This window comes from Shimazuella sp. NTD247 (assembly GCF_059510415.1).
Genome location: NZ_JCAJZU010000001.1, coordinates 328,969 through 351,961, shown reverse-complemented (window position 1 = coordinate 351,961; position 22,993 = coordinate 328,969). Strand labels below are relative to the sequence as shown.

Below are 22,993 nucleotides of genomic sequence, written 5' to 3'. Positions count from 1 at the left end.
CCTCCATGAGAATTATTTATAATAATTATACTATACTTTACATTAGACGGAATAAAGACTCTTATAATCAGAAGTGAACATTAAATTCGTAGTATACAATGGTCATATCGAAATTAATATGGACGCATTGTTGACTTTGATTATCATCAACTTATGACACTTATCCATCTGAATTGTTTTTAAAGATTTATTAGAGCTGATTCATGATTGGCTCAAATCCTCATTCTAGTCACCCACAATGAAGACTATTATAACATTGCGAGCGAGAAAACCCACGGTTTAAATCGTGGGATGAGAGCGAGCGTTGAACGAGGGTAAGGAATTTTCCTTCACTAGTTCAACCTTTGGGAAAAAGCAAGTTTACAAACAAACATTCCCATGGTAATAGATGTATAGTCATGACAGACGAAAACCAAGTTTGCTCGCGGCAAAGAAGAAATCAACAAACATAAACCGTGGGGCGCACGGGGTTAGCTTGGTAATGAAATAGTCATGAGGCTATCGTCCCAAGAATCCAACGGCTTTAGCCGTATGGAGTTGTCAAGATGAACATCATAGAGGATAAAGCGGTATAGGTTCTGCTATCGGTGAATTTGCAGCAGGAACCATCGACGGGTAACTATCCGAAATGTTAGACAATAATAATGAGGAAGAAGACTAAAAAAACGCCTATCAGGCGTTTTTTTATACATATTAAGAGAATAACTGAATAATTCGGGTTCACTCTTCTTTTTTTTTCTACAATTTCAGTCAAGTTATTTTCATATCATTAGAAAACAAAGAAAAACCTCTTCGAATTCTAATCCCAAACTTGTGCTCGTGGACTATTGGCAGTTCTTAGATAATCTAACATTTGACCAGTATGTACAGCTTCATGATAAGCTACTCTCAGCAACATATCCCCTAAGGAACGAACGTACCCAGCATCGCTACGGTCAATTTGAATATTTGAAAAATCATCTTCTGTAAAAGATTTGATTGTGGTTATAAATTCTTTTCGATATCGTTCATAAAATTGAAGCTCATCTCCAACCGAAATAAACTTTCTTTTATCAAATGGTGATTCATACGTCTCTAAACTTCCTCTATTTAAAATACATAGATGGTAGTAATGTTCCGAATCTAAGACATGCCTTATCATTTTTTTTATGCTTAAGGCTTGTTCATCTGGCTTCCAATCAAGTAATTCTACAGGTATATTCTTCCATACATTGATACTTCTACGTCTGACTTCTTCTAAATTTAATACAATAGTATCGATACTATTCATAATATCTACCTCCAATTCCATATATTTTTCACTTTCCTATGTATTAGGGTGTGTAAAACACCCTAATCTTTTTTCATTCTACCTGCTCTTTTTGCTGCTTCTTTTAAAATGACCTCAATTTGGGCATTCACACTTCGCAGTTCATCCTGTGCCCATTTTTCAAGGACTTCATATAATTGCGGATCAATTCGCAGTGGAAATGCTTTTCGTTTACTCATTTATGACACAACCTTAATAGATGCTTCCTGTATTAATAATAGGCTGTGTTCCTTTCTCAGAAACAATGGCAACCATCAAGTTATTGACCATCTGTGCTTTTTTCTCTTCATCCAACTCGACAATTTCTTGTTCTTGCAGTTGATCAATCGCTGCTTTAACAAGACCTACTGCCCCGTCAACGATCACTTTACGAGCAGACAAAACAGCATTCGCTTGTTGTCTCTGCAGCATCGCAGAGGCTATTTCTGAAGAATATGCCAAATGCATAATTCGCGCTTCGATGATATCTACACCGGCAACATCCATTCGCTTTTGTAAATCATGAACAAGAACCTCTGCAATTTCATCACTATTCTGTCTTAAGGTCAGGAGGTTTTCGCCTTCTTTTTCATACGAATCATAGGCGTATCTACTTGCAATATGACGAATTCCTGTTTCGCTTTGAATTTGAATAAATTTCACATAGTTTTCTACATCAAATAGTGCTTTTGCCGAATCGTTGACTTTGTACACGACCACAGCAGCAATTTCGATTGGATTTCCTTCTAGATCATTTACCTTTAAACGTTCGCTTGTAAAATTGGTAACCCTTAGGGAAACGTTTCGTTTAAAAGTAAAAGGAATTGTAGCCCACAATCCTTGATCGCGGATGACACCGATATACGTACCAAAGAAAGTTAACACTTTTGCTTGGTTTGGCTGCACAATGGTTAAACTCGTAGTAATGATCAAACCTAAAATGAATACTAAGATTCCACCTACTATCCCCCCGGATGAAAAGGAGTTATTCATTAAGTAAATTCCACCAACAATACATATTAACGCAAGAACAAGTGCTGCAAAACCATTCATTTTAATGATTGATTTTTCTTTCATTTCGACTCCCCCATGATATAAATGTGATATCATTTTAATATCATTATAAACCTGTTGTGAAACAAAGTAAATACAAATCATAACAAAGTAGATGAGAGCGAAAAAAGAAGTAAATAAAAAGCCAAATATCCTTTATTTCAAGGAAACTGGCTATGTTGTCATCTATTTTAGGTCTTCTGCTGAAAAATATCCTGGGAGCAATTCTTCGATCGTTTTTACATCAAAATCTCCTTTTAGGTTGGCCAAAATGATTTGCGTTTCCGCATTGCAAAATTCTGCAAGAACTTGTCTGCATGCACCACATGGTGCAATCGGACCTTCTGTATCTCCTACAACTGCAATCGCTTTTATTTTTTTCACACCTTCTGAAACTGCCTTAAACACTGCCGTCCGTTCTGCACAATTGGTTAGTCCATAGGAAGCATTTTCGATATTGCATCCGCGATAGATCGTATTGTCATCTGCCAGCAGTGCAGCTCCTACTTTGAAATTGGAATATGGTACATATGCTTGTTTGCTTGCCTGGATCGCTTCATAAATTAGTTGTTGCCGTTCCATAAATGACCACCTTTTAATATATTTAAGTGCAAGTAACCGATATCCCTATTAATCAGTAATAATCGTATGGATTAATTTAGGAGCCACTGCTTTATTTGATATAGAAATATTTTCATATATTTTCGCTTTTACATCTTCCACATTTTCGCTATTGGCATAAATAGTGACGAGAGGTTCCCCTTCATTAACAACATCGCCAATTTTTTTACGCAGCATTAAGCCAACAGCTAAATCAATCTGATCTTCTTTTGTTGCACGACCTGCCCCTAAAAGCATCGCAGCAATACCAATTTCATCTGCCACAATGTTAGAAACTACACCTGAAGTCTCAGCGGGTAAATCAATTACATATTTTGCTTGTGGTAATTTCTCTGGATGGTCTACTATCGAGCTGTCTCCCCCTTGATTACGCAGGAAATCTTTGAATTTTTCAATGGCTTTTCCATTCTTTATCACTTCCTGTAGCCTTTCACGCGCTTCTTCTAGCGTATCTGTCTTTTTAGCAAGTACGACCATCTGGCTCCCTAATACCAGTACCAATTCGGTTAAGTCTTCTGGACCCTCACCTCTCAAAGTATCAATTGCTTCTTTTACTTCAAGCGCATTACCAATCGCAAATCCGAGAGGTTGTGACATATCGGAAATAACAGCCATTGTTTTACGGCCAACACTATTTCCGATGCGTACCATTGCATGTGCTAATTCTTTGGCATCTGCTTCTGTCTTCATAAACGCTCCAGCACCAGTCTTCACATCAAGGACAATCGCATCAGCACCAGCCGCAATTTTTTTACTCATAACAGAACTTGCGATCAATGGAATAGAATTCACCGTTCCTGTCACATCACGCAGAGCGTATAACTTTTTATCAGCAGGCGTTAGATTTCCAGTTTGTCCAACAATTGCAACCTTGTCACGATTTACAATATCAATAAACTGCTCTTTCGTAATTTCTACATGAAACCCTGCTACTGCTTCTAATTTGTCAATTGTGCCACCAGTGTGTCCCAAGCCACGCCCAGACATTTTTGCAACTGGAACATCTAGTGCAGCAACCAATGGACCTAAAACTAATGTTGTTGTATCACCAACGCCGCCAGTCGAATGTTTATCTACTTTGATTCCTTCAATCGCGGATAAATCAACCGTCTCCCCGGATTCAACCATTGCCATCGTTAAATCAGCGCGTTCGCGATCAGACATATCTTGGAAATAGACAGCCATTGCAAAGGCACTTGCTTGATAGTCAGGAATACCTCCCTCTGTATACCCTTTTATAAAAAATTGAATTTCCTCTGTTGTTAGTTCTTTTCCATCACGTTTTTTTGCGATAATATCTACCATTCTCATTCAACGAACACTCCTTTTAAACTATTAAGCCAACAATCGTTGCAGATAAAAAGCTTACTAATGTTGCTCCAAAAACCAATTTCAATCCAAATCTCGCAACCACATTCCCTTGTTTTTCATTTAAACTTTTGACTGCACCAGCGATAATTCCAATGGAAGAGAAGTTTGCGAACGAAACAAGGAACACGGAAATAATCGCAGTTGTACGTTCTGTGAAGTGAAAGTTTCCTTGTGTTAAATTCGTCATTGCAACAAATTCGTTTGATACCAACTTCGTTGCCATGATGTTACCCGCATCAACCGCTTCATGCCATGGAATTCCAATAATAAAGGCAAATGGAGCAAATACATAACCGAGAATTTCTTGGAATGAGATACCAATTATTCCTTTAAACAAAGCATTTATAAGTGCAATAAGCGCGATAAATCCAATCAGCATAGCTGCTACGGTAATAGCAACTTTGAAACCATCCATTATATACTCGCCTAATACTTCAAAAAAGCTTCGCTTCTCTTCATCTCGTACTTCTAACATATCTTCTTCTTCAGTAACTTCATAAGGATTAATAATAGAAGCAATGATAAACCCGCCAAACAAGTTTAGCACTAGTGCAGTTACCACGTATTGGGGTTTTAATAAAACCATATACGAACCAACGATAGACATTGATACTGTCGACATCGCAGACGCACATAATGTGTAAAGTCTCCTCTCCGAGAGTAAACCCAACTGCTTCTTAACAGAAATAAATACTTCCGATTGTCCTAATATTGCTGAAGCAACAGCATTGTATGATTCGAGTTTCCCCATACCATTAATTTTATTTAATGCTAAACCAATATACTTTACAATAAACGGCAATACCTTTAAATATTGCAAAATCCCTATTAAAGCTGAAATGAATACAATTGGCATTAATACGCTTAAAAAGAATGAAAATTCTTTTTGATTAAGCAGACCGGCAAATACAAAATTAATTCCCTCACCAGCATATTTTAACAATTGACCAAAACCATCTGCAATTGCAGCAATAAGTACATTCCCTACGCTCGTATTTAATAGGACAAAACCTAAAATAAACTGCAATATAAGCATGATGATAACAGGACGATATTTCACATTTTTTCTATTATTACTAGCAAGCCATGTGATTCCTAAAATAATGATGAGACCTATAATACCTATTATATATTTCATTAAAACTTACTCTCCTTTTTGTATCCGCTTACATATTTTTTTAAAAAAATGCTTTCCAGTATTCATATCTTACTCCCCATGATATGGAACAGAAACCTGTAACACTTTCTTGATCACTCGATACAGAATATATCCTCCATCAATTAGATCTTCAAATTAGCTTGTTCACTTCTTAAATCTATTGTTTAAACACTTTACCTCATAGTATTAGCATCAAAAAAAAATTCAATCACTATGCTGGCATTTACCTCCCGTTCGTATCCCCATTCAAATACAGATGATTTTTTTATATTTATATATCGATTTATAATTCAATAAAAAATAGTCTACCTGTATTCGATTCTAAGCTATCATGATTGATTGCGATCTATTATCTCTACTCCTCATCATTTTTAACGCAAACCCCATTCTAACTCCACTTAGAACAAATGTAAACATCAACTTAAAATTTTATTCATTTTCTTATAAAAAAACATTTATCAACAAACCACCTTAACAGTCTTATACTCTATTTATCCTTATTTAGGTACAGTCAAACCCAATCGAATTAGTAATAGGATAAATGCACATAATAAAAAAAATGTTTTTAAGGAATGATCTTTATGATATTTATCTATAACGATTATGGCGGGACACATACTACCTCTTTGGCTGCCGCTTATCATTTAAAACAGTTACCACAATCAGAAAGAATTTTAACTTCGAAAGAGATATTAAAGGTAAAATATTTCAATCAACTGACAAAAGAGGACTTTGGAAAACTTATTTTCCATGGAAACGATGAAGATGGGAACCCTGTATATACGATTGGACGAAAAAGAAACAAACTTGTTGTTCCTGCGTTAAAAGAATTGGCTCTAGTTTTACAAAACAAATTTAACTTCCATGAAAAAATAATTTTCTCCAATACTTCCCCTACTGTTCCCATATCTATGTCATTTGGGGGTTTTTTTTCTAGAGGATTGAAAATGAACTTTATCGGTGTTCCATTATTAGTAAAAGGTGCAAAACAATGTTGTGATAATATTTTTCGATTAGTTGAAAATACGAAGCAAGTTGGGAAAACTTCTTTTAATGAAAATATAGTTATTTTAGAAAATGAAAAGTATAAATGAGTTTGGGAATTGATTTCCACCTCTATACGGTTTTGAAACACATCCATTTTGTTTTCCAATCAAAATCTACGAATATAAAATTGTTTTTGATACATACTAACAAACAAAAAGGAGGAAGAAAATGAAAAAAATATTTAGTTATTGTCTTTTGCTATTATTAAGTACTTTAGTTCCTTTAACAGGTTGTTCTAATAAGATGGGAACACCAAATAATGAAAAATCAAACTTAAAAAGGACATCCTATAGGACACCGATCACAAGAAACACTCCTAATGTCCAAAATACCCGTATTAACCAAATAAACCAACCTACGCGAGTTAACCAGGACTTTCATTTAGCAGATCATGTCGTAAAAAAGGTGACTAGTTTAAAAGAAGTAAAAACTGCCGCTGCAGTTATCAAAGGAAACAAAGCGTATATTGCTGTAACTTTAACAGGAAAGAATAAAAACGCTAAATTGGAAACGCCATTGAAGAAAAAAATCACAAAACAAGCAGTATCCGCAGATCCAAATATAAAACATGTTTATGTTTCTACACATCCTGACTTTGTTCAACGATTAAATAACTATGCTCAACAAGCAAGAACCGGACATCCTATCAAGCATTTGAGTAATGATTTGCAAAATACAATTAAAATGATATTTCCTATCGCTAGATAATTATAAAAAAGAAGCTGATCCTTCATTGATCAGCTTCTTTTTTTATTTATTCTCCTCTGGACGGATGAGAATAGGTTTCAAAATTAGGTTCAGAGCCATGAGGAATTCCCATTTCCACTAACTTATCATACAATTTACGTTTATCGGATGCTTTGATAACTACATAATCTGCCCCTCCAATGGTCACACCATTGCCAGCACTTGTTCCTCCCAAAACACCACCTTCAAACTGCTCGATATTTTTCTTAGGAAGAGACTTATACAAGTTTCCTAGAGGCAAGAAATCAGATGGCGGGATATCATATGTCAAATTATCCCCTATTGCATTAGCAATATCTGAAACCTGTGTAAGAGAACTGAAGCTGCCTAGTTTTGTAATAACTTTCTCAATGACTTGTTGTTGGCGTATGTTTCGACCATGATCTCCATTTGGATCATTGTGCCGTTGGCGAACATAAGGCAGTGCACATTCTCCATCTAAGTGCATAGGACCTGTTTTAAATCTACAAACTCTGTCAAACGTACTAATATGAAAACTATAAGGAACGTAGACATCTACTCCACCGACTGCATTTACAAGATCAATGAACCCTTTAAAATTAATATGAGCGTAGTAATCAATAGAAACTCCACCCAAAAAATTAGAAACCGTATCCAAAACGTTTTGAGTGGGATCAACTTTTTTGTTGGTCAAACCACCAAAAGCATAGTTATAAGCTGCATTAATTTTTGTCCGCACGCCATTTGTATTGGCTACTGGTACAATTGTATCACGCGGAATATTAACTATCATTGCTTTTTTCTTTTCCGGATTAACAGCAAGGAGCATCAATACATCCGTGCGTTCTCCAAATTCATTTGGGTTATTTAGCTTCTTCTTATCAGAATCATAGTTATCCGTCCCCATTAAAAGGATCGTAAACGGCTTGTCCAATGTTACTGGAGCATTTCTGTATTGGGATACAGGTGCATCTTTATAGCCTTTCCCCAACGCATTCCAAAAAGTAAAAAAGATATAACCTGCGATACCTAAAATGATGATGAATAAAATCAGTAAACTTCGTATTACCCATTTCTTTTTCTTTTTCTTATTCACTTTTTTCACTCTCGAAGGTGTTTTAGTTACATTCCCCCGACCTTGATTATATTGGTTTATTCCCAAACTCATGATGTTCTCCTCCCTCATCTTGTTACATAAACAAATATAATCTATAAACATAGTGATATTAGTTGCTAAAAATGGTCTTCTTTTTGAATTTACTTCCTATTTCGTAAAGTAAAGTATGAGAACTACTCCCACAGGCAAATGTGTCTTGATCAAGAAGAAATAGCAATAGCTGTAACAATAGCGTTAGGAGAGTTAAACTGCAAAAACAGCTTCACTATCTACACTGATCATAGTTTCTTCTTATAAAAGAAAGATCTTCTTTATTTATTGAAATCATACTAAACAATACTACATGGAAAAGAAAGGTGTGTCTAGAGAAACGTTTTTTCATCGCTCTTAAAAAATAAATAACTTTTAAAAGAATTGCAGCTAACTAAAATTGATGATTACAGGCAAAAAAATACCAAAATAATGGTACTCATAACGCGAACAGTGTCACTATCTTAAAATAAAAATCAAGCTCATATTTCAAATTATTGGAAGATAATTGGTAAAACTATTTCCTTTTATTGGTCAGACATATCCACTTCCCAAACAAAATAAAGCTAATGCTTTTGGTCCAAAAAGACACTAAGGAAAATATATACAAAAATAACTTTAGATGGTGCAGAAATCAGCTTGAGATTTGACCTTTTTGGATGAAATAAAAACAAAAAGCCAAAAGTCCTTATATCTTAAGGAAAATTGGCTCTGTTTAAAGAACAGCTATTAGAAAATTAGGAGAGGTTTTGCATTATCGAAATTTTTTGTGTGTAATTGTTTGCACTTACTTATAAAAATAGGAGAAATATACCTTATCCAGGCATTCAACGATTTGTACTGTTTAATTTTTCTCTGATTGCTTGAACTGACTTCAAATCATTCATGGTGAATGAAAACGAACGTAATGGATTTTGATTGTATAAATCCCTTTGATTTTGTGGCAATGCTGCATAATAGTTAACTGTTAAGTTGTTTGCAAATGCTTGTAACTGTGAAATTTGGGAGAACTGATAGATTTGTTGCGCCTTCTGCTCTATACTATGATTTCCATCCAATAAATACACATAAATAGATGTGTCAGAGGGAGTTTTCTGTAGTATTTTTTGATAATCTTTTACTGATCCCATATAACTTACGATACTATTATTGGTACTATGGAACGATACGTTTACTCGCATAAACATATTTATTATCTTCAAACGTGACTGGACCATTCGTTGAAGATCATAGGCAATATATTGTTCCAAGTAATCATTATCGAAAGATCCTCCATAACTGCGATGATAATCAACTGTAAACACAATGCTAGGATTGGATCGAGGAGAAGCTTGGGCGGTAAAAAGTTCTCGGCTACAATCTTTTTCTTCCTGTTCTGTCAGTGCAACACATTCTTTTTTGGCCGGCTTCATATTAAAGGATTCCTTGTATTGCTCCGCTAATTCCTTTTTTGCATATTGTTCAAATTCCTTTAGATTTTCAGGTTCTTCTCCTCCATGCAGGGAACAAGCAGTAAGCAAAAATATTCCAATCAACAAACTGTTCACAAAAAATCCTTTCCGATTCATCTTAACCCCCCATATTTTATCTTATTACTGTCAACTTTTTTCGAAGAAGAAAATATTTTAAATATCATCTTTTCTAGTGAAAAACATTTTTCTAACCAATCTCCAAAGTATAACCTACTAAAAATGAAGAAAGGAAAATTTAAATTTAACAAGATTAAGAGAATAATTCCTCTACTTCAAAAAATATTTTCGTTTTATCCTTTTTTACACACCTCCACGAAAATAATTAACTAACACCTTAATAGCGACCGCATGAGATATGAGTAAAATAGTATGACCATCCTGTTGAATGAAAACATTATCGATAAGAGACGCCAATCTCTTCTTCTGCATATCATAAAAAGTTTCCCCTTCTATTAGCTTTGCCTGAAATAATCTGGAGTCCAATTAAATCAACCTTTTATGAGCAGACAATTTAATCAAATCACTCTGTAAGCATGCAATAATATACTATATGTCAAACACTTTGAGATGTATAAATACATGAGAATACCTGAAAAGGAGTTTTTCTCATTGAATATTAGCTCATTTCTTATATATTGTTTTATCGTTACTTTTACACCAGGTCCAACGAATATCGTCATCTTATCTGCTGTCCATCATGCCGGGACAAAAAATGCAATGAAATACACGTACGGCACTACTGTTGCTTTTGGTCTATTACTTGTTATTTCTGTTCTATTAAATACAGTACTTCTCATAGCAATGCCTAAAATTTAGGTAGCCTTCTGACTACTTCATTACCAAGCTAACTCCGTGAGCCCCACGGTTGGACAGAGTTTTTGTTGCTACGTCATAGCAAAGACTTACTGTTTGGTTTTCGCATTTCAGTCTAGCCATTTTTCGGTACGCATAGCATTTTAATGCAAAACGATTGGTTTGCACAACCCTATATACTATCCACTTTTCAAAGAACAACTGTCGATAGTCTAACAATAGAATGTATGTTTGTAACGTGTTTTTTGAAAAATTTGTCAGATTTACGAGAGGTAGAAACCTCCCTCGTCTACAAAGTGAGACTTGCCACTTAGTGGATTGTCGAAACTTGTGCTCCCGTTGTAGTGATGCTCGCTAACATCCCACGATTTAAACCGTGGGTTTTCTCGCTCGCAATGTTATAAGAACTATCCCGTTAAGTCATAAGATAATAACCCTACGAAAACATTACCTAAACATAATACTTAAATGTTATAGAAGTATATTTAACAATTGTAAAAATGACCATGTTGATTTTTTACCATCAACACGGTCATCAAAAATGTCTGAAGAAACGGTCAAAGCGCGATCCCATATTCCCTTCATCTATCGGAAACAATGAATACATCGACATATTGCAAACGCTGCATAATCACATTAATGATCGAACCTTTCCAAATCTCCTCCCAACGTGTGCGTGCAGACATGCCCATAATAATTTGAGTAATTTGGTATTGCTCGCATACTTCTACAATCTGTTCTGCCACTTTTCTTGATTTTGCTTCTTGATGAATAAATGTCGCTTCAAATTGTTCTGCTAGTTTTCTCATTTTCTCCAATTCTTTTTTCTGCCCGTCATTCATTTTTGACGGGTAGATATGCAAAATAGAGATTTCTGCATTTAAGCGATCCGCAATTCTCCATCCACGGCGAATCAATTTCTCTGCATTCGGTCCATATTGAATACAAACCAAGATTTTCTCGTGTGCTCCAGATGGTTGTTCAATCCCTAGTTCTGTTCGTTCCTTTTCCAATCGTAGATCAATATCATCTGCCACTTCACGTAGTGCTAACTCCCGCAGGGCAACCAAGTTACCTCGACGAAAAAACTGATTTAAAGCACGTTCAATCTTATCTTTGCTATAAACTTTTCCTTCCTGTATCCGATCACGAAGTGTCTCTGGACTTACATCGATAACTTCGACCTCATCTGCTTCTCGCAACATAGCGTCTGGAACTCGTTCGTTTACTTGAATCCCCGTAATTCGTTCTACAATGTCGCGAACACTCTCTAGATGTTGAATATTAACTGCTGTCCACACATGAATACCAGCCTCTAATATCTCGCCAATATCTTCATAGCGTTTTTTATTTTTCGAGCCAGGAACATTCGTATGAGCTAGCTCGTCGATGATAACAACTTCCGGGTTTCGTTTTAAGATACCTTCTACATCTAATTCTTTTAATTTTTTGCCTTTGTAAGATATTGTTTTCTTTTGGATCATCTCTAAATCTTTGATTTCTGCCGCAGTTGTTTCTCGTCCATGTGTCTCTATCAGACCAATGACCACATCGATACCTTTTTCCTTTAGATCGTGAGCATCTCGTAACATATGAAAGGTTTTTCCAACACCAGGAGCCGCCCCAATGTACATTTTGAGACGGCCTCTTTGCATTTTCTCGATTTTCGCTAAAATCTCTTCCGGACTTAACCGTTTATAATTCGTACCACTTTGTAAACTGCTCATCTAATTCAAACCCTTTATTTTGCCTGAGATGGCATCCATTTTTGCAAGTCCATGTTTAATGCCAAAACATTGACATGAGGATCACCAAAAATACCAAGTACTCTACCTTCTGTATGTTTCTTCACCAATTGCTCCAATTGCTGTACAGATATTCCCGTTGCTTTTGACACAGCAGGAATTTGAAAACGAGCAGCAGCAGGGCTGATATCTGGATCAAGCCCAGAACCCGAATTCGTGATGAGATCCAGTGGAATATCACTTACTAATTTTCCTGGATTTTTTGCGAGCCATTCCTTTGCCGCCTGCTCCGTCCGTTTGATCATCTCTTTGTTAGATGGAGCATAGTTTGGTGTTCCAGAAGCTGCTGCATCATAGTTGATCGAGGAAATACGCCCATGAAAATACTTTGGATCGGTAAAAGATTGTCCAATTAATTCGGAACCAACTGCTTTTCTTTTGTCATTGTATACGATGCTCCCATTTGCTTGTTTTGGAAATAATACTTGAGATATTCCTGTCATTACAAGCGGATAACCAAGTCCAAACAATACGATCATTACTATTGCTAAACGAATTGCTTTCATTTCACCTGTTCCTCCTTTAGAGAAATAACCCGATCGACAGGTCTATCAGCTTAATCCCAACAAATGGGGCAATCACACCACCCAATCCATAGATAAACAAATTACGACGTAATAACTGAACAGCAGGCATTGGCTTATATGCGATTCCCTTCATGGCAAGAGGGATCAGTATCGGAATAATGATCGCATTAAAGATTAATGCTGATAAAATAGCACTGGTGGGTGATGTTAGATGCATAAAGTTTAAGGCACTCATCTGTGGGATGGTAACCATAAACATCGCAGGTAGAATTGCAAAGTATTTCGCAATATCATTTGCAATACTGAATGTAGTCAATGCCCCACGAGTCATCAACAATTGTTTCCCAATCGATACGACTTCTATAATTTTGGTTGGGTCGGAATCGAGATCAACCATGTTTGCAGCTTCCTTTGCAGCAATCGTTCCACTATTCATAGCCAATCCCACATCTGCTTGGGCAAGTGCAGGAGCATCATTCGTACCATCTCCTGTCATGGCAACGAGTTTCCCTCGTGCTTGTTCCTCTCGAATCACCTGAATTTTATCTTCTGGTTTACTTTCGGCAATAAAATCATCTACCCCCGCTTCTTTGGCAATGGTAGCTGCTGTTAGAGGATTATCCCCTGTACACATAATGGTTTTGATTCCTATTTTCCTGAGTTCGTCGAATCTCTCCCTCATCCCAGGCTTTACTGTGTCTTTTAAATAAATAAGACCTACGATCTTATTTCTAATGGAAACCGCAAGAGGAGTACCGCCTTTCCCAGCAATCTCATCACTTTTTACTTTTAAATCATCAGGGACTTGTCCTCCTTGTTCCTGAACCAGTTTCTGAACGGCATCCACCGCCCCTTTACGATACGAACTTCCATCAGTATCCATTCCGCTTATCCTGGTTTCTGCTGCAAAAGGAATAAATGTTGCTTGCTGATAAGGAGCTGGATCTACTACCAAACCCTGTTCTTTCGCAAGTTCCAACACAGAGCGACCTTCTGGTGTTTCATCTTTCAAAGAAGCAAGTACAGCTCCTTTTCGTATTTCTTCTTCTGTTGCACCCCCTACTGGGATAAACTGTGCTGCCATCCGATTCCCAAAGGTAATCGTTCCTGTTTTATCTAATATCATCGTGTTGATGTCCCCTGCTGCTTCGACTGCTTTTCCTGACATAGCCAATACATTAAACCGGGTCACCCGATCCATTCCTGCTATTCCTATCGCAGATAGCAACCCTCCGATGGTAGTTGGGATTAAACAGACCAATAAAGCAATCAATGTAGCAATTTGCAGCTTCACACCTACATATCCTGCAATCGGTAAGAGTGTTACTACCACCATCAAGAAAATGAGTGTTAAAGTAATAAGCAAGGTGTTTAGGGCAAGTTCATTGGGTGTTTTTTGTCTAGATGCACCTTCCACCAAAGAGATCATTTTATCTAAAAAGGATTCTCCTGGATCGGCAGTAATTTTCACTTGGATCGAGTCACTCACGACTTTGGTTCCACCCGTTACAGAATTAAAATCTCCTCCCGCTTCTTTGATCACAGGTGCAGATTCACCTGTTATTGCGGATTCATCGATCGAAGCTAATCCCTCGATAATCTCCCCATCTCCCGGAATCAAATCTCCTGTTTCTACTAAAACCACATCCCCTTTCCGTAAATCAGTAGAAGAAACTTGTTCAGCCTCCCCTTTGCTATTCAATCGCTTGGCAATCGTATCTGCCTTGGTCTTTTTCAAAGAGTCAGCTTGTGCTTTTCCACGTCCTTCTGCGAGTGCTTCGGCAAAGTTAGCAAATAAAATCGTAAACAGCAAAATAAAAAATACGGCAATGGTATAACCAAATTGATCCTGCACACCAAAATATTTTGGCATCAAAATCATGAGGAGAGTCATAAAAGTACCGATTTCTACCACAAACATCACGGGATTTCGCATCATAATCAGTGGATTTAATTTCTTCACACTATCTATCAGTGCTTGTCTGATAATAGAACCTTGGAACAAAGATTGATTTTTTGTTTGTGCTGCCACTGTTGTTCTCTCCTTTCTAGTGATCTATCGAATGGTTAAAAACTCCGCTATTGGTCCTAATACAAGTACAGGGAAAAAGGTTAAAGCTCCAACGATTAATACTGTACCAATTAGAATCACACCAAAGGTCGCATTGTCCGTACGAAAAGTACCAATTGTTTCTGGAACAGGTTGCTTTTTCATCAACGAACTAGCAACTGCTAACATGGCAATGATGGATAGATATCGACCAAGTAACATCACAATCCCAGCTGAAATATTCCAAAAAGGCGTATTGTCTCCTAATCCTTCAAATCCAGAACCGTTATTCGCAGCGGATGACGTATATTGATAAATCACCTGTGTGATCCCATGAAAACCGGGATTACTAATGGCATCTGTGCCAAGGTGTGTCAAAAAAGCAATTGCCGATGGACCCAGGATCAACAAGGGATGAATCAGAAGCGCAATAACAATAAGCTTCATCTCTTTTGGTTCGATTTTCCGTCCCAAAAATTCTGGTGTTCTGCCAACCATCAATCCCGCTAAGAAAACAGCAAGTATGGCATACATCAGCATGTTTACAAATCCAACTCCTTTACCCCCAAATACGTTATTTAGCATCATCAAGGAGAGTGGTACTAAACCGCCAATGGGAGTAAGGGTGTCGTGCATGTTGTTCACGGTACCTGTCGTAGCAGCAGTAGTTACAGCAGTGAACAAACTAGTTTGAGCGATACCAAATCGAACTTCTTTTCCTTCCATACTTCCTTGTTCATGAGAGAATCCTAGTTTATTGAGTGCGGGATTCCCTGATTGTTCCGCTTGATAAGCAATTCCTAGCATCATGATAAAAATAGCAAACATTGTTCCAAAAATAACTCTGCCTTGTTTTTTATTTTTTACCATTCGACCATACGTCAGTGGAAGTGCTGCTGAAATAGCCCACATCGATAAAATCTCAATTGCATTCGTAAGTGCATTCGGATTTTCAAATGGATGCGCCGAGTTTACCCCAAAAAAACCGCCGCCATTTGTACCAATGTGTTTAATGGATTCCAATGAAGCAACAGGACCTAAAGCAATGTTCTGCACTTTTCCTGCTAAAGTGGTAACCGTAGTGCTAGCATCCAATGTTTGTGGTACCCCAAGAGCTACTAAAAGCAAAGTAACTATTACAGATAGCGGCAATAACACACGCACATTTGCTCGAACATAATCTCGGTAAAAATTACCAATCTCTTTTCCTTTTGTAGATAAAGCTCTCATTATAGCAATTCCAACAGCCAATCCAGTTGCAGCAGAAGTAAACATCATCATCGTGACAAAAATCATCTGCGATAAAATAGAAAGTCCTGTCTCCCCGCTATAATCTTGTAAGTTGGTATTGGTCATAAAACTGATGACCGTATTAAAAGTAAGAGTTTGCTCCATATTGCCAATCCTGGCCGGGTTCAGCGGTAAAAATTGCTGAAGTCGTAAAATCAAGTAAGAAATTCCGATCAAGGCTATATTTGATGCTATCAAAGCGAATACGTATTTTTTCCAATTTGTTTCTGCTACATTTTTTATTCCAGCTATTCGGTATATGATCTTTTCTAATGGCAAAAAGAACGTATCTAACTTTGTTTTGTCTTTTGCAAAAGCTAGATAAAGGTATTTGCTTAGTGGAATAGCTATGATAAATAGTAATAGGATTACAATGAGAAACTGCAGAATAGCATTACCCATTTTCCAAGACCTCCTTCATTCTTGTTTCACTTAAAATTTCTCTGGATAAAGTAGGCCATAGACGAGATACACAAAAACAAGGAAAGTGACCATACCAATAAACCAAATCATGATGTTTTTTCTTCCTCCTCTATTCTGCTGCTCCAGTGCGTAAATCCGATGAGCAACGCAAAACCTATGACCAATAATAAAATCATTGCGATATCTAACATGTTTATCCTCCTACATGGGAAGTACTTACTCTTATTAAATAAATTCGAACAGATCACTCTACTAGGATTTTCAATATGAATGAAAACCAACCAAAAAACAGAATTTTTTGAACGCAAAAAACCAACAGGTGGTTACCCTGTTGGTTTTTAAACACAACAAATAACCCTCCTCTCTGGACGCTTACGAGGTTAGCTGTCGGATTCGGATGCAGAAGAGTCACCCTACTCTTTTAAAGTTTTAGAAACCACAAAAGAGATTCACCCCAAATAATACTTAGTGGGTCCCCCGTTCCCTAAGGATTCAGCGACATAGGGAAAAATTGTTTTATGAAATTGAGGTAATCATACTCCTGAGATACAGGCATGTAAATGTCCATTTCAGACGAAAATCAAGCAAAAACAAATAACTTCACCTAATGTAAGTGCTTAAATCTATAGTTCTCTCGTCTACACTTTCATTCTTGAATTTTTTATATTTGTAATTTAATTTTAATAAATATAAGAAAAGAGCCCACAAGTCTAGCGATGTGAGCTTCATCCAATTTATTTAATTAATTTTTATTTCATAAGTTCAAAGCCCCTTCGCTTTAGATGGCAATCGAACAAGCAATATATAACATAAAACTGCACCAACATCTGCAATTGCAATAGCAATACCCATACTTAAATCACTATGACTCCCGCCTAAGCCTACTAAGGGAGAAGTTACCGCACCTAAAACAAATTGAAGTGCTCCTAATATTGCAGAGGCACTGCCTGCTGACCCAGCTTTTTTTTCCATTGCAAGTGTAAAACTAGCAGTACTTACAATCCCCACACTTGACACCACAAAAAATAATGGAATTACAATCGCTATCAGCCCGCCTTTGAAGAAGATCACCAAAAACAACGCAATCCCTGCACATGCAGCTAAAGATAATCCGAAAACAAGCAGTTTTGTTTCCCCTAGTCGTTCTGCTAATCTGCCGCTAATTTGACTAGCAAGAATAATGCCCATACTATTGAAAGCGAAGAAAAAGCTAAATCCTTGAGGAGATACGCCGAAAATAGATTGTAAGACGAACGGTGAACCAGCGATATAGGCAAACATTGCTGCCATAACTAATCCTTGTGCACCAGCATAACCAACAAAATCGCTATCACTAATCAGATGTCGAAAAGTAGTTAATGTAGATTTTATCCCGCCTTGTGATCTTAGGTGATTTGGTAATGTTTCTGGTAACCCAAGGAATGTAGTCCCAACCATTAGGAACCCAATCAAACCGAGTAAAAAGAATATTCCTTTCCAATCCGTAATAACTAGCAATTGCCCACCGATAATTGGTGCAAGAATAGGCGCCACTCCATTAACCAACATTAATAGCGAGAAAAATTTAGTAAGCTCAGATCCCTCATATAAGTCCCTTGCAACCGCCCTTGATATCACAATACCAGCAGAACCAGCTAAACCTTGGAGAAATCGTAAAACGATAAAGATCCAGATATTTGGTACAAATGCACAAGAAATGGATGCAATAGCATATACCATTAACCCCAGCAAGAGTATCTTTCTTCTTCCTCTACTATCACTTAGTGGTCCTATCCATAGCTGTCCTATTGCTAAACCTAACAGACAAGCAGTTAGGCTCAATTGCCCTAAAGAAACACTTGTATGCAATTCTTTCGTCAACATCGGAAGGGAAGGCAAATACATATCGAGCGATAACGGTCCGATTGCTGTCATTGATCCCAAAAGTCCAGCTATCCATAATCGTTTCACACGAGAAAACCGTAAAAAATTTATATTATTTTGCATAGACAAGTCAATCTCCTTGAATAAGCTTTTACATTAAAATTGTAGCCCATTTGAAGAGAATCCATTATCTTTTATTTTTATCATTGATTTCAGTGATTAAAAAAGCAATAGTTAGTTAACAAAAGGAAAAATTATTTAACTGTTCCTACTTCATTATTCATTGTTACTCCACTTTCACAATGGAAGTTGAGTGATTTTGCTCAATAATAAAACTCCCCATTATAAAGGGGAGTGCGATCGACATTGTTTAAAGTTTAAAAGACGATATTTCTAAGCAAATGGGCCATATCCGTTTTTTATATAAATTTTGACAACTCCATACGGCTAAAGCCATTGGATTCTTGGGACGATAGCCTCATGACTATTTCATTACCAAGCTAACCCCGTGCGCCCCAACGGTTTATGTTTGTTGATTTCTTCTTTGCCGCGAGCAAACTTGGTTTTCGTCTGTCACGACTATACATCTATTACCATGGGAATGTTTGTTTGTAAACTTGCTTTTTTCAAAGGTTGAACTAGTGAAGGAAAATTCCTTACCCTCGTTCAACGCTCGCTTTCATCCCACGATTTAAACCGTGGGTTTTCTCGCTCGCAATGTTATAAAAATCACTGAATCTATTAACATATTTCATTTAAACTGGCTATTTTGCTGAAGTTTCTTCATGCATTGCATCTGCCTTTGTTTTATGCACCGTACCAAACGGGTGATTAGGTGGTGCATAAATACTATAGAGTTTAAGCGGCTTATTTCCAGTATTGGTTACATTGTGCCATGTACCCGCGGGTACCATTATTGCATCATCATCATGAACTCTTCGTTTAAAATACAAATTGTCTTTTGTGTCTCCCATTTGAACTATTCCCTGTCCATCTTCGATACGTAAGAATTGATCAACATTAGGATGAACTTCCAAGCCTATATCTTCCCCAACTTTAATACTCATTAAAGTAACTTGAAGATGCTTTCCAGTCCACAAAGCTGTACGAAATGTACGATTTTGCTTTGTAGCCTTGTTAATATTTACGACAAATGGTTCTTTTCCATAATCCTTCAACACAATAGCATTAGTTATAGGTTCATATTCATTTTCATATGAAGTAGTCCAATACGGATAATTCGTTTCATAATTATAGTTCGACGTGTTAACAGGATAGGGATAAGAATAAGGATATGGGTATGAATACGTATATGGATAATAGTACATTTTTTTCATTCCCTTCAAGATCTTTATAAAATTAACTTATGCACGTTGTTTTAGGAATGTACCTAGCAAAACTCGCAGAAACATTTGATTTCAATTTACTACCCAAGACAGGTAACCTATAACAAATTAAAACCTTACAAAAAAGAAGACTTATCCATGATTTTTGAATTGAAGTACAAAAGACAAGCCAACTTGTATCTTTTCTCATAAAAATCATAAATAAAACAGGCTGGGTATGATAGACCCAGCCTGTTATGGAGTAGAAGGAGAATTTATCTGATAAATCTAGCTGTTCTTTATATTGTCTGGTATCGTGATAGGAGTGGAGTAACTGTTTAGTTCCACCTCTTGAACTCTATTAATCTTCTTGCCGTTTTCTTCTCCGCTTAGTTCAAAATAATATTTTTTTAATTCAAATGTTTTTGCATCGAAAGTTAGTTCCGATTTAGCAACATTAGCTAATTTTTGGACCGATGCAAATTCCTCATCTGAAAGATCAGGATCATGATAAACTTTTTTATCTACTGAAATGGTATAGGAGTCAGCTTCTTTTTTTAATGTGACACCATCAATTGTGTCTTTCCCACCCATGGATGTGATTAGTTGATTTGCAAGTTTCATGAAACCATTCGTAAGTAAGACTCCCCCACTTGAGTTAGCAGATTTTTCCCAAGTCTTCCCATCTGCAGAGCGATATATATTTTGCTTATCATAATAATATTCCATTCCTTCTGATGTCTTAAAATGAGCAATTTCTGGACTATACTGCTCTTCTCCAGTTTCTGTGAGCTGCTCAGAGCCTTCCTTTTTTGTACTTGTATATTTATAGCCCTTTACGTTTTTACTTACTTCTACTGCTTTCTTCAATACCTCTACAGGGGTTTCTTTTTTCAGTGTAATTTCTGATTGATTATTATTCGTCTTTGTGTCTGTACTTTGATTTTTATTTGACGATTGTGAACAACCAGCGAGTAGTGCAACAATTAGTACAAAGGCAGTAAGAAGGCTACTAATTTTTTTCATATGTAAGCACAAATCCTTTCTAATTTTTATAAAATTATTTTACTATAACATCGTGAGCGAGAAAACCCACGGTTTAAATCGTGGGATGAAAGCGAGCATCACTACAACGGGAGCACAAGTTTCGCCAATTCACTAAAGTGGCAAGTCTCACTTTGTAGACGAGGGAGGTTTCTACCTCTTGTAAATCTGACAAATTTTTCAAAAAACACGTTACAAACATACATTCTGTTGTTAGACTATCGACAGTTGCTCTTTGAAAAGTGGATAGTATATAGGGTTGTGCAAACCAATCGTTTTGCACGTAAAATGCTATGCGTACCGAAAAATGTCTAGACTGAAATGCGAAAACCAAGCAGTAAGTCTTTGCTATGACGTAGCAACAAAAACTCTGTCCAACCGTGGGGCTCACGGAGTTAGCTTGGTAATGAAGTAGTCAGAAGGCTACCGTCCCAAGAATCCCATGGCTTCAGCCATGTGGAGTGTCAAAGAGTTTACCTTCCATTCAATATTTTTTAATCATCTTTTAAATAACTAATAATTCATATAGTTAACCCAAATGTCTAATTTGCCAATATGAAAATTGTCCCAAACCTTTATATCCGAATACCTTCGAGATTTTTTTCAATATTCTTTAAAGACTTTTCTAAAATAGATCGTGGGCATGCAAAATTAATTCTTTGGAAACCTTCTCCTCCAGCACCAAAAATATATCCATCATCCAATGCAATTTTAGCCTTCTTCTGCATCAATTGCTGAAGTTCTACATCTGTAAGATTATAATCACTAAAATCAAGCCATGCCAAATATGTCCCTTCTGGACTAATTAACTTTACTCTTGGCATCCGTTCTTTTAAAAATGAATCAATGAAATCAAGATTACCTTGTAGATATAAAATAAGTTGCTCAAGCCAATCTTCTCCTTGATTGTATGCCGCTATCTGAGCAACAGATGCAAAAGATCCTGGGTCAATATCAATAGTTGTTAGTTTATGGTTTAATTCTGTCCTTAATTTTTCATTGGGTATAATAATGTTAGAGATATGAAGACCGGCAAGATTAAATGTCTTTGATGGCGACGTACATACAATGGAGTTCATCATCAATTCTTCGGAAATCTTGCCAAATGGAATATGGCGATTTGGCTGATATATTAAATCGGAGTGGATTTCATCGGAAACTACCAGCACATTGTTCGCTAAACAAATCTCACCTAACCGTTGCAGTTCTTCAGCAGTCCATACACGTCCAACTGGATTATGAGGACTACATAAAAACATGAGTTTTGTTCTGCTGTCCTGAGCAATTCTCTCCAGTTCAGAGAAGTTCATTTCATATTTGCCTTTATTCAATACCAATGGATTATTAGCAATGTGACAACCATTATTAGTAATAATGTTAGCAAATGGGTAGTAGACTGGACTTTGAATTATTACTTTATCGCCCGGATTGCAAAATGTTTCTACAATAAAGTTAAGCGCAGGTATTATACCTGGTGTAAAAAGTATCCATTCTTTTTCAATGTCCCATTCATTTCTTTTTTTATGCCAATTAACCGCAGCATCTAAAAATTCATCACTCTTATGACCATAACCAAAAATACCATGCTGTGCTCTCTCTGTTAATGCATCAATAATAGGCTGAGCTACTTTGAAATCCATATCTGCAATCCACATAGGAATGCTTTCCTCTGCTCCAAAATTTTCTTGAAGATGTTTTTTTGACCATTTGATAGAATCTGTTTCTCTTCTATCTATAATTTCATCAAAGTTATGTGTAATCATGATATCCTCTCCATATTTTTATTTTTTTGATTCTGCATCGTTCCATTTTAATCCTATTTTCTCTATAAGACAGGTCCTTTTTATCTTGATTCTTTTCATGTTCCTAATGCAAATCCAATTTATTACTCAATCAGGTAATAGCCTCTAATATCGTAGTATCAGGATTCTCTTTATTCTTTCACATAAAAAACCACTCTAGATTTTCTAGAAGCGGCTTTTTATAG

At 36.5% G+C, this 22,993-nt stretch carries 20 protein-coding genes, 1 pseudogene and 1 riboswitch; of the genes and pseudogenes, 3 read left to right on the top strand and 18 right to left on the bottom strand.

The window, feature by feature from the left end; all coding sequences use genetic code 11:
- Positions 1 to 799: 799 nt before the first annotated feature.
- The 6 genes from AC5WOC_RS01665 to AC5WOC_RS01640 all read right to left on the bottom strand — a co-directional run bounded on the left by AC5WOC_RS01665 (position 800) and on the right by AC5WOC_RS01640 (position 5,471).
- Positions 800 to 1,270 (bottom strand): DinB family protein, encoded by a 471-nt coding sequence (locus tag AC5WOC_RS01665; RefSeq protein WP_496053657.1) that lies wholly within the window; start codon positions 1,268 to 1,270, stop codon positions 800 to 802.
- A gap of 62 nt (positions 1,271 to 1,332) precedes the next feature.
- Positions 1,333 to 1,488 carry a type II toxin-antitoxin system antitoxin gene (locus AC5WOC_RS01660; protein ID WP_496053656.1) on the bottom strand — a complete coding sequence of 52 codons (156 nt, stop codon included), beginning with the start codon at positions 1,486 to 1,488 and terminating at the stop codon, positions 1,333 to 1,335.
- 13 nt (positions 1,489 to 1,501) lie between these two features.
- Positions 1,502 to 2,365, bottom strand: a complete 864-nt coding sequence (locus AC5WOC_RS01655) for an SPFH domain-containing protein (RefSeq protein WP_496053655.1) — start codon at positions 2,363 to 2,365, stop codon at positions 1,502 to 1,504.
- 162 nt (positions 2,366 to 2,527) lie between these two features.
- Complete coding sequence (locus AC5WOC_RS01650; RefSeq protein ID WP_496053654.1) at positions 2,528 to 2,923, bottom strand: cytidine deaminase; 396 nt, start codon at positions 2,921 to 2,923, stop codon at positions 2,528 to 2,530.
- 48 nt (positions 2,924 to 2,971) lie between these two features.
- Entirely contained in the window at positions 2,972 to 4,273 is a 1,302-nt protein-coding gene (locus tag AC5WOC_RS01645; protein ID WP_496053653.1) for a pyrimidine-nucleoside phosphorylase, read from the bottom strand.
- A gap of 16 nt (positions 4,274 to 4,289) precedes the next feature.
- Positions 4,290 to 5,471 carry a NupC/NupG family nucleoside CNT transporter gene (locus AC5WOC_RS01640; protein ID WP_496053652.1) on the bottom strand — a complete coding sequence of 394 codons (1,182 nt, stop codon included), beginning with the start codon at positions 5,469 to 5,471 and terminating at the stop codon, positions 4,290 to 4,292.
- Positions 5,472 to 6,073: 602 nt separating this feature from the next.
- Here AC5WOC_RS01640 and AC5WOC_RS01635 point away from each other — a divergent pair.
- Both AC5WOC_RS01635 and AC5WOC_RS01630 read left to right on the top strand, forming a co-directional pair.
- On the top strand, positions 6,074 to 6,586 hold the full coding sequence (locus AC5WOC_RS01635; protein WP_496053651.1) for a DUF3189 family protein: 513 nt from the start codon (positions 6,074 to 6,076) through the stop codon (positions 6,584 to 6,586).
- 121 nt (positions 6,587 to 6,707) lie between these two features.
- Complete coding sequence (locus AC5WOC_RS01630) at positions 6,708 to 7,247, top strand: YhcN/YlaJ family sporulation lipoprotein (RefSeq protein WP_496053650.1); 540 nt, start codon at positions 6,708 to 6,710, stop codon at positions 7,245 to 7,247.
- A 46-nt stretch (positions 7,248 to 7,293) separates the two neighbouring features.
- On the opposite strand, the gene AC5WOC_RS01625 is transcribed toward AC5WOC_RS01630, so the two are convergent.
- The 3 genes from AC5WOC_RS01625 to AC5WOC_RS01615 form a co-directional block, all read right to left on the bottom strand.
- Positions 7,294 to 8,415, bottom strand: a complete 1,122-nt coding sequence (locus tag AC5WOC_RS01625; RefSeq protein WP_496053649.1) for an LCP family protein — start codon at positions 8,413 to 8,415, stop codon at positions 7,294 to 7,296.
- Positions 8,416 to 9,221: 806 nt separating this feature from the next.
- Positions 9,222 to 9,962: a hypothetical protein gene (locus AC5WOC_RS01620; RefSeq protein ID WP_496053648.1), complete on the bottom strand. Its 741-nt coding sequence runs from the start codon at positions 9,960 to 9,962 to the stop codon at positions 9,222 to 9,224.
- Positions 9,963 to 10,166: 204 nt separating this feature from the next.
- Positions 10,167 to 10,349 (bottom strand): histidine phosphatase family protein, encoded by a 183-nt coding sequence (locus AC5WOC_RS01615; protein WP_496053647.1) that lies wholly within the window; start codon positions 10,347 to 10,349, stop codon positions 10,167 to 10,169.
- 126 nt (positions 10,350 to 10,475) lie between these two features.
- Here AC5WOC_RS01615 and AC5WOC_RS01610 point away from each other — a divergent pair.
- Positions 10,476 to 10,679, top strand: a pseudogene (locus AC5WOC_RS01610) (LysE family translocator); the annotation flags it as partial.
- A gap of 581 nt (positions 10,680 to 11,260) precedes the next feature.
- Here the strand turns inward: AC5WOC_RS01610 and kdpDN are convergent.
- From kdpDN to AC5WOC_RS01565, 9 genes are all read right to left on the bottom strand, one after another.
- A complete protein-coding gene (gene kdpDN / locus AC5WOC_RS01605; RefSeq protein ID WP_496053646.1) occupies positions 11,261 to 12,406 on the bottom strand; it encodes a KdpD-like non-kinase potassium sensor in 1,146 nt (381 codons plus the stop codon).
- A 14-nt stretch (positions 12,407 to 12,420) separates the two neighbouring features.
- Complete coding sequence (kdpC, locus tag AC5WOC_RS01600) at positions 12,421 to 12,990, bottom strand: potassium-transporting ATPase subunit KdpC (RefSeq protein WP_496053645.1); 570 nt, start codon at positions 12,988 to 12,990, stop codon at positions 12,421 to 12,423.
- 16 nt (positions 12,991 to 13,006) lie between these two features.
- Positions 13,007 to 15,043 (bottom strand): potassium-transporting ATPase subunit KdpB, encoded by a 2,037-nt coding sequence (gene kdpB / locus AC5WOC_RS01595; protein ID WP_496053644.1) that lies wholly within the window; start codon positions 15,041 to 15,043, stop codon positions 13,007 to 13,009.
- 24 nt (positions 15,044 to 15,067) lie between these two features.
- Positions 15,068 to 16,753 carry a potassium-transporting ATPase subunit KdpA gene (gene kdpA, locus AC5WOC_RS01590; RefSeq protein WP_496053643.1) on the bottom strand — a complete coding sequence of 562 codons (1,686 nt, stop codon included), beginning with the start codon at positions 16,751 to 16,753 and terminating at the stop codon, positions 15,068 to 15,070.
- A 30-nt stretch (positions 16,754 to 16,783) separates the two neighbouring features.
- On the bottom strand, positions 16,784 to 16,846 hold the full coding sequence (locus AC5WOC_RS01585; RefSeq protein WP_496054142.1) for a potassium-transporting ATPase subunit F: 63 nt from the start codon (positions 16,844 to 16,846) through the stop codon (positions 16,784 to 16,786).
- A 283-nt stretch (positions 16,847 to 17,129) separates the two neighbouring features.
- Positions 17,130 to 17,282: riboswitch (cyclic di-AMP (ydaO/yuaA leader) on the bottom strand.
- 254 nt (positions 17,283 to 17,536) lie between these two features.
- A complete protein-coding gene (locus AC5WOC_RS01580) occupies positions 17,537 to 18,760 on the bottom strand; it encodes a multidrug effflux MFS transporter (RefSeq protein ID WP_496053642.1) in 1,224 nt (407 codons plus the stop codon).
- Positions 18,761 to 19,401: 641 nt separating this feature from the next.
- Positions 19,402 to 19,965, bottom strand: a complete 564-nt coding sequence (locus AC5WOC_RS01575; RefSeq protein WP_496053641.1) for a cupin domain-containing protein — start codon at positions 19,963 to 19,965, stop codon at positions 19,402 to 19,404.
- A gap of 285 nt (positions 19,966 to 20,250) precedes the next feature.
- Positions 20,251 to 20,988 carry a hypothetical protein gene (locus tag AC5WOC_RS01570; RefSeq protein ID WP_496053640.1) on the bottom strand — a complete coding sequence of 246 codons (738 nt, stop codon included), beginning with the start codon at positions 20,986 to 20,988 and terminating at the stop codon, positions 20,251 to 20,253.
- Positions 20,989 to 21,581: 593 nt separating this feature from the next.
- A complete protein-coding gene (locus tag AC5WOC_RS01565; RefSeq protein ID WP_496053639.1) occupies positions 21,582 to 22,769 on the bottom strand; it encodes a MalY/PatB family protein in 1,188 nt (395 codons plus the stop codon).
- Positions 22,770 to 22,993: the final 224 nt, after the last annotated feature.

Bases quoted from the DNA above. Each gene is read 5' to 3' on its own strand.
- AC5WOC_RS01580 (WP_496053642.1), bottom strand. From the start codon at position 18,760: ATGCAAAATAATATAAATTTTTTACGGTTTTCTCGTGTGAAACGATTA.
- kdpC (WP_496053645.1), bottom strand. From the start codon at position 12,990: ATGAAAGCAATTCGTTTAGCAATAGTAATGATCGTATTGTTTGGACTT.
- AC5WOC_RS01635 (WP_496053651.1), top strand. From the start codon at position 6,074: ATGATATTTATCTATAACGATTATGGCGGGACACATACTACCTCTTTG.
- AC5WOC_RS01630 (WP_496053650.1), top strand. From the start codon at position 6,708: ATGAAAAAAATATTTAGTTATTGTCTTTTGCTATTATTAAGTACTTTA.
- AC5WOC_RS01655 (WP_496053655.1), bottom strand. From the start codon at position 2,365: ATGAAAGAAAAATCAATCATTAAAATGAATGGTTTTGCAGCACTTGTT.
- AC5WOC_RS01570 (WP_496053640.1), bottom strand. From the start codon at position 20,988: ATGAAAAAAATTAGTAGCCTTCTTACTGCCTTTGTACTAATTGTTGCA.
- AC5WOC_RS01660 (WP_496053656.1), bottom strand. From the start codon at position 1,488: ATGAGTAAACGAAAAGCATTTCCACTGCGAATTGATCCGCAATTATAT.
- kdpA (WP_496053643.1), bottom strand. From the start codon at position 16,753: ATGGGTAATGCTATTCTGCAGTTTCTCATTGTAATCCTATTACTATTT.
- AC5WOC_RS01640 (WP_496053652.1), bottom strand. From the start codon at position 5,471: ATGAAATATATAATAGGTATTATAGGTCTCATCATTATTTTAGGAATC.
- AC5WOC_RS01665 (WP_496053657.1), bottom strand. From the start codon at position 1,270: ATGAATAGTATCGATACTATTGTATTAAATTTAGAAGAAGTCAGACGT.
- AC5WOC_RS01645 (WP_496053653.1), bottom strand. From the start codon at position 4,273: ATGAGAATGGTAGATATTATCGCAAAAAAACGTGATGGAAAAGAACTA.
- AC5WOC_RS01625 (WP_496053649.1), bottom strand. From the start codon at position 8,415: ATGAGTTTGGGAATAAACCAATATAATCAAGGTCGGGGGAATGTAACT.
- AC5WOC_RS01565 (WP_496053639.1), bottom strand. From the start codon at position 22,769: ATGATTACACATAACTTTGATGAAATTATAGATAGAAGAGAAACAGAT.
- AC5WOC_RS01650 (WP_496053654.1), bottom strand. From the start codon at position 2,923: ATGGAACGGCAACAACTAATTTATGAAGCGATCCAGGCAAGCAAACAA.
- AC5WOC_RS01575 (WP_496053641.1), bottom strand. From the start codon at position 19,965: ATGTACTATTATCCATATACGTATTCATACCCATATCCTTATTCTTAT.
- kdpDN (WP_496053646.1), bottom strand. From the start codon at position 12,406: ATGAGCAGTTTACAAAGTGGTACGAATTATAAACGGTTAAGTCCGGAA.
- AC5WOC_RS01620 (WP_496053648.1), bottom strand. From the start codon at position 9,962: ATGAATCGGAAAGGATTTTTTGTGAACAGTTTGTTGATTGGAATATTT.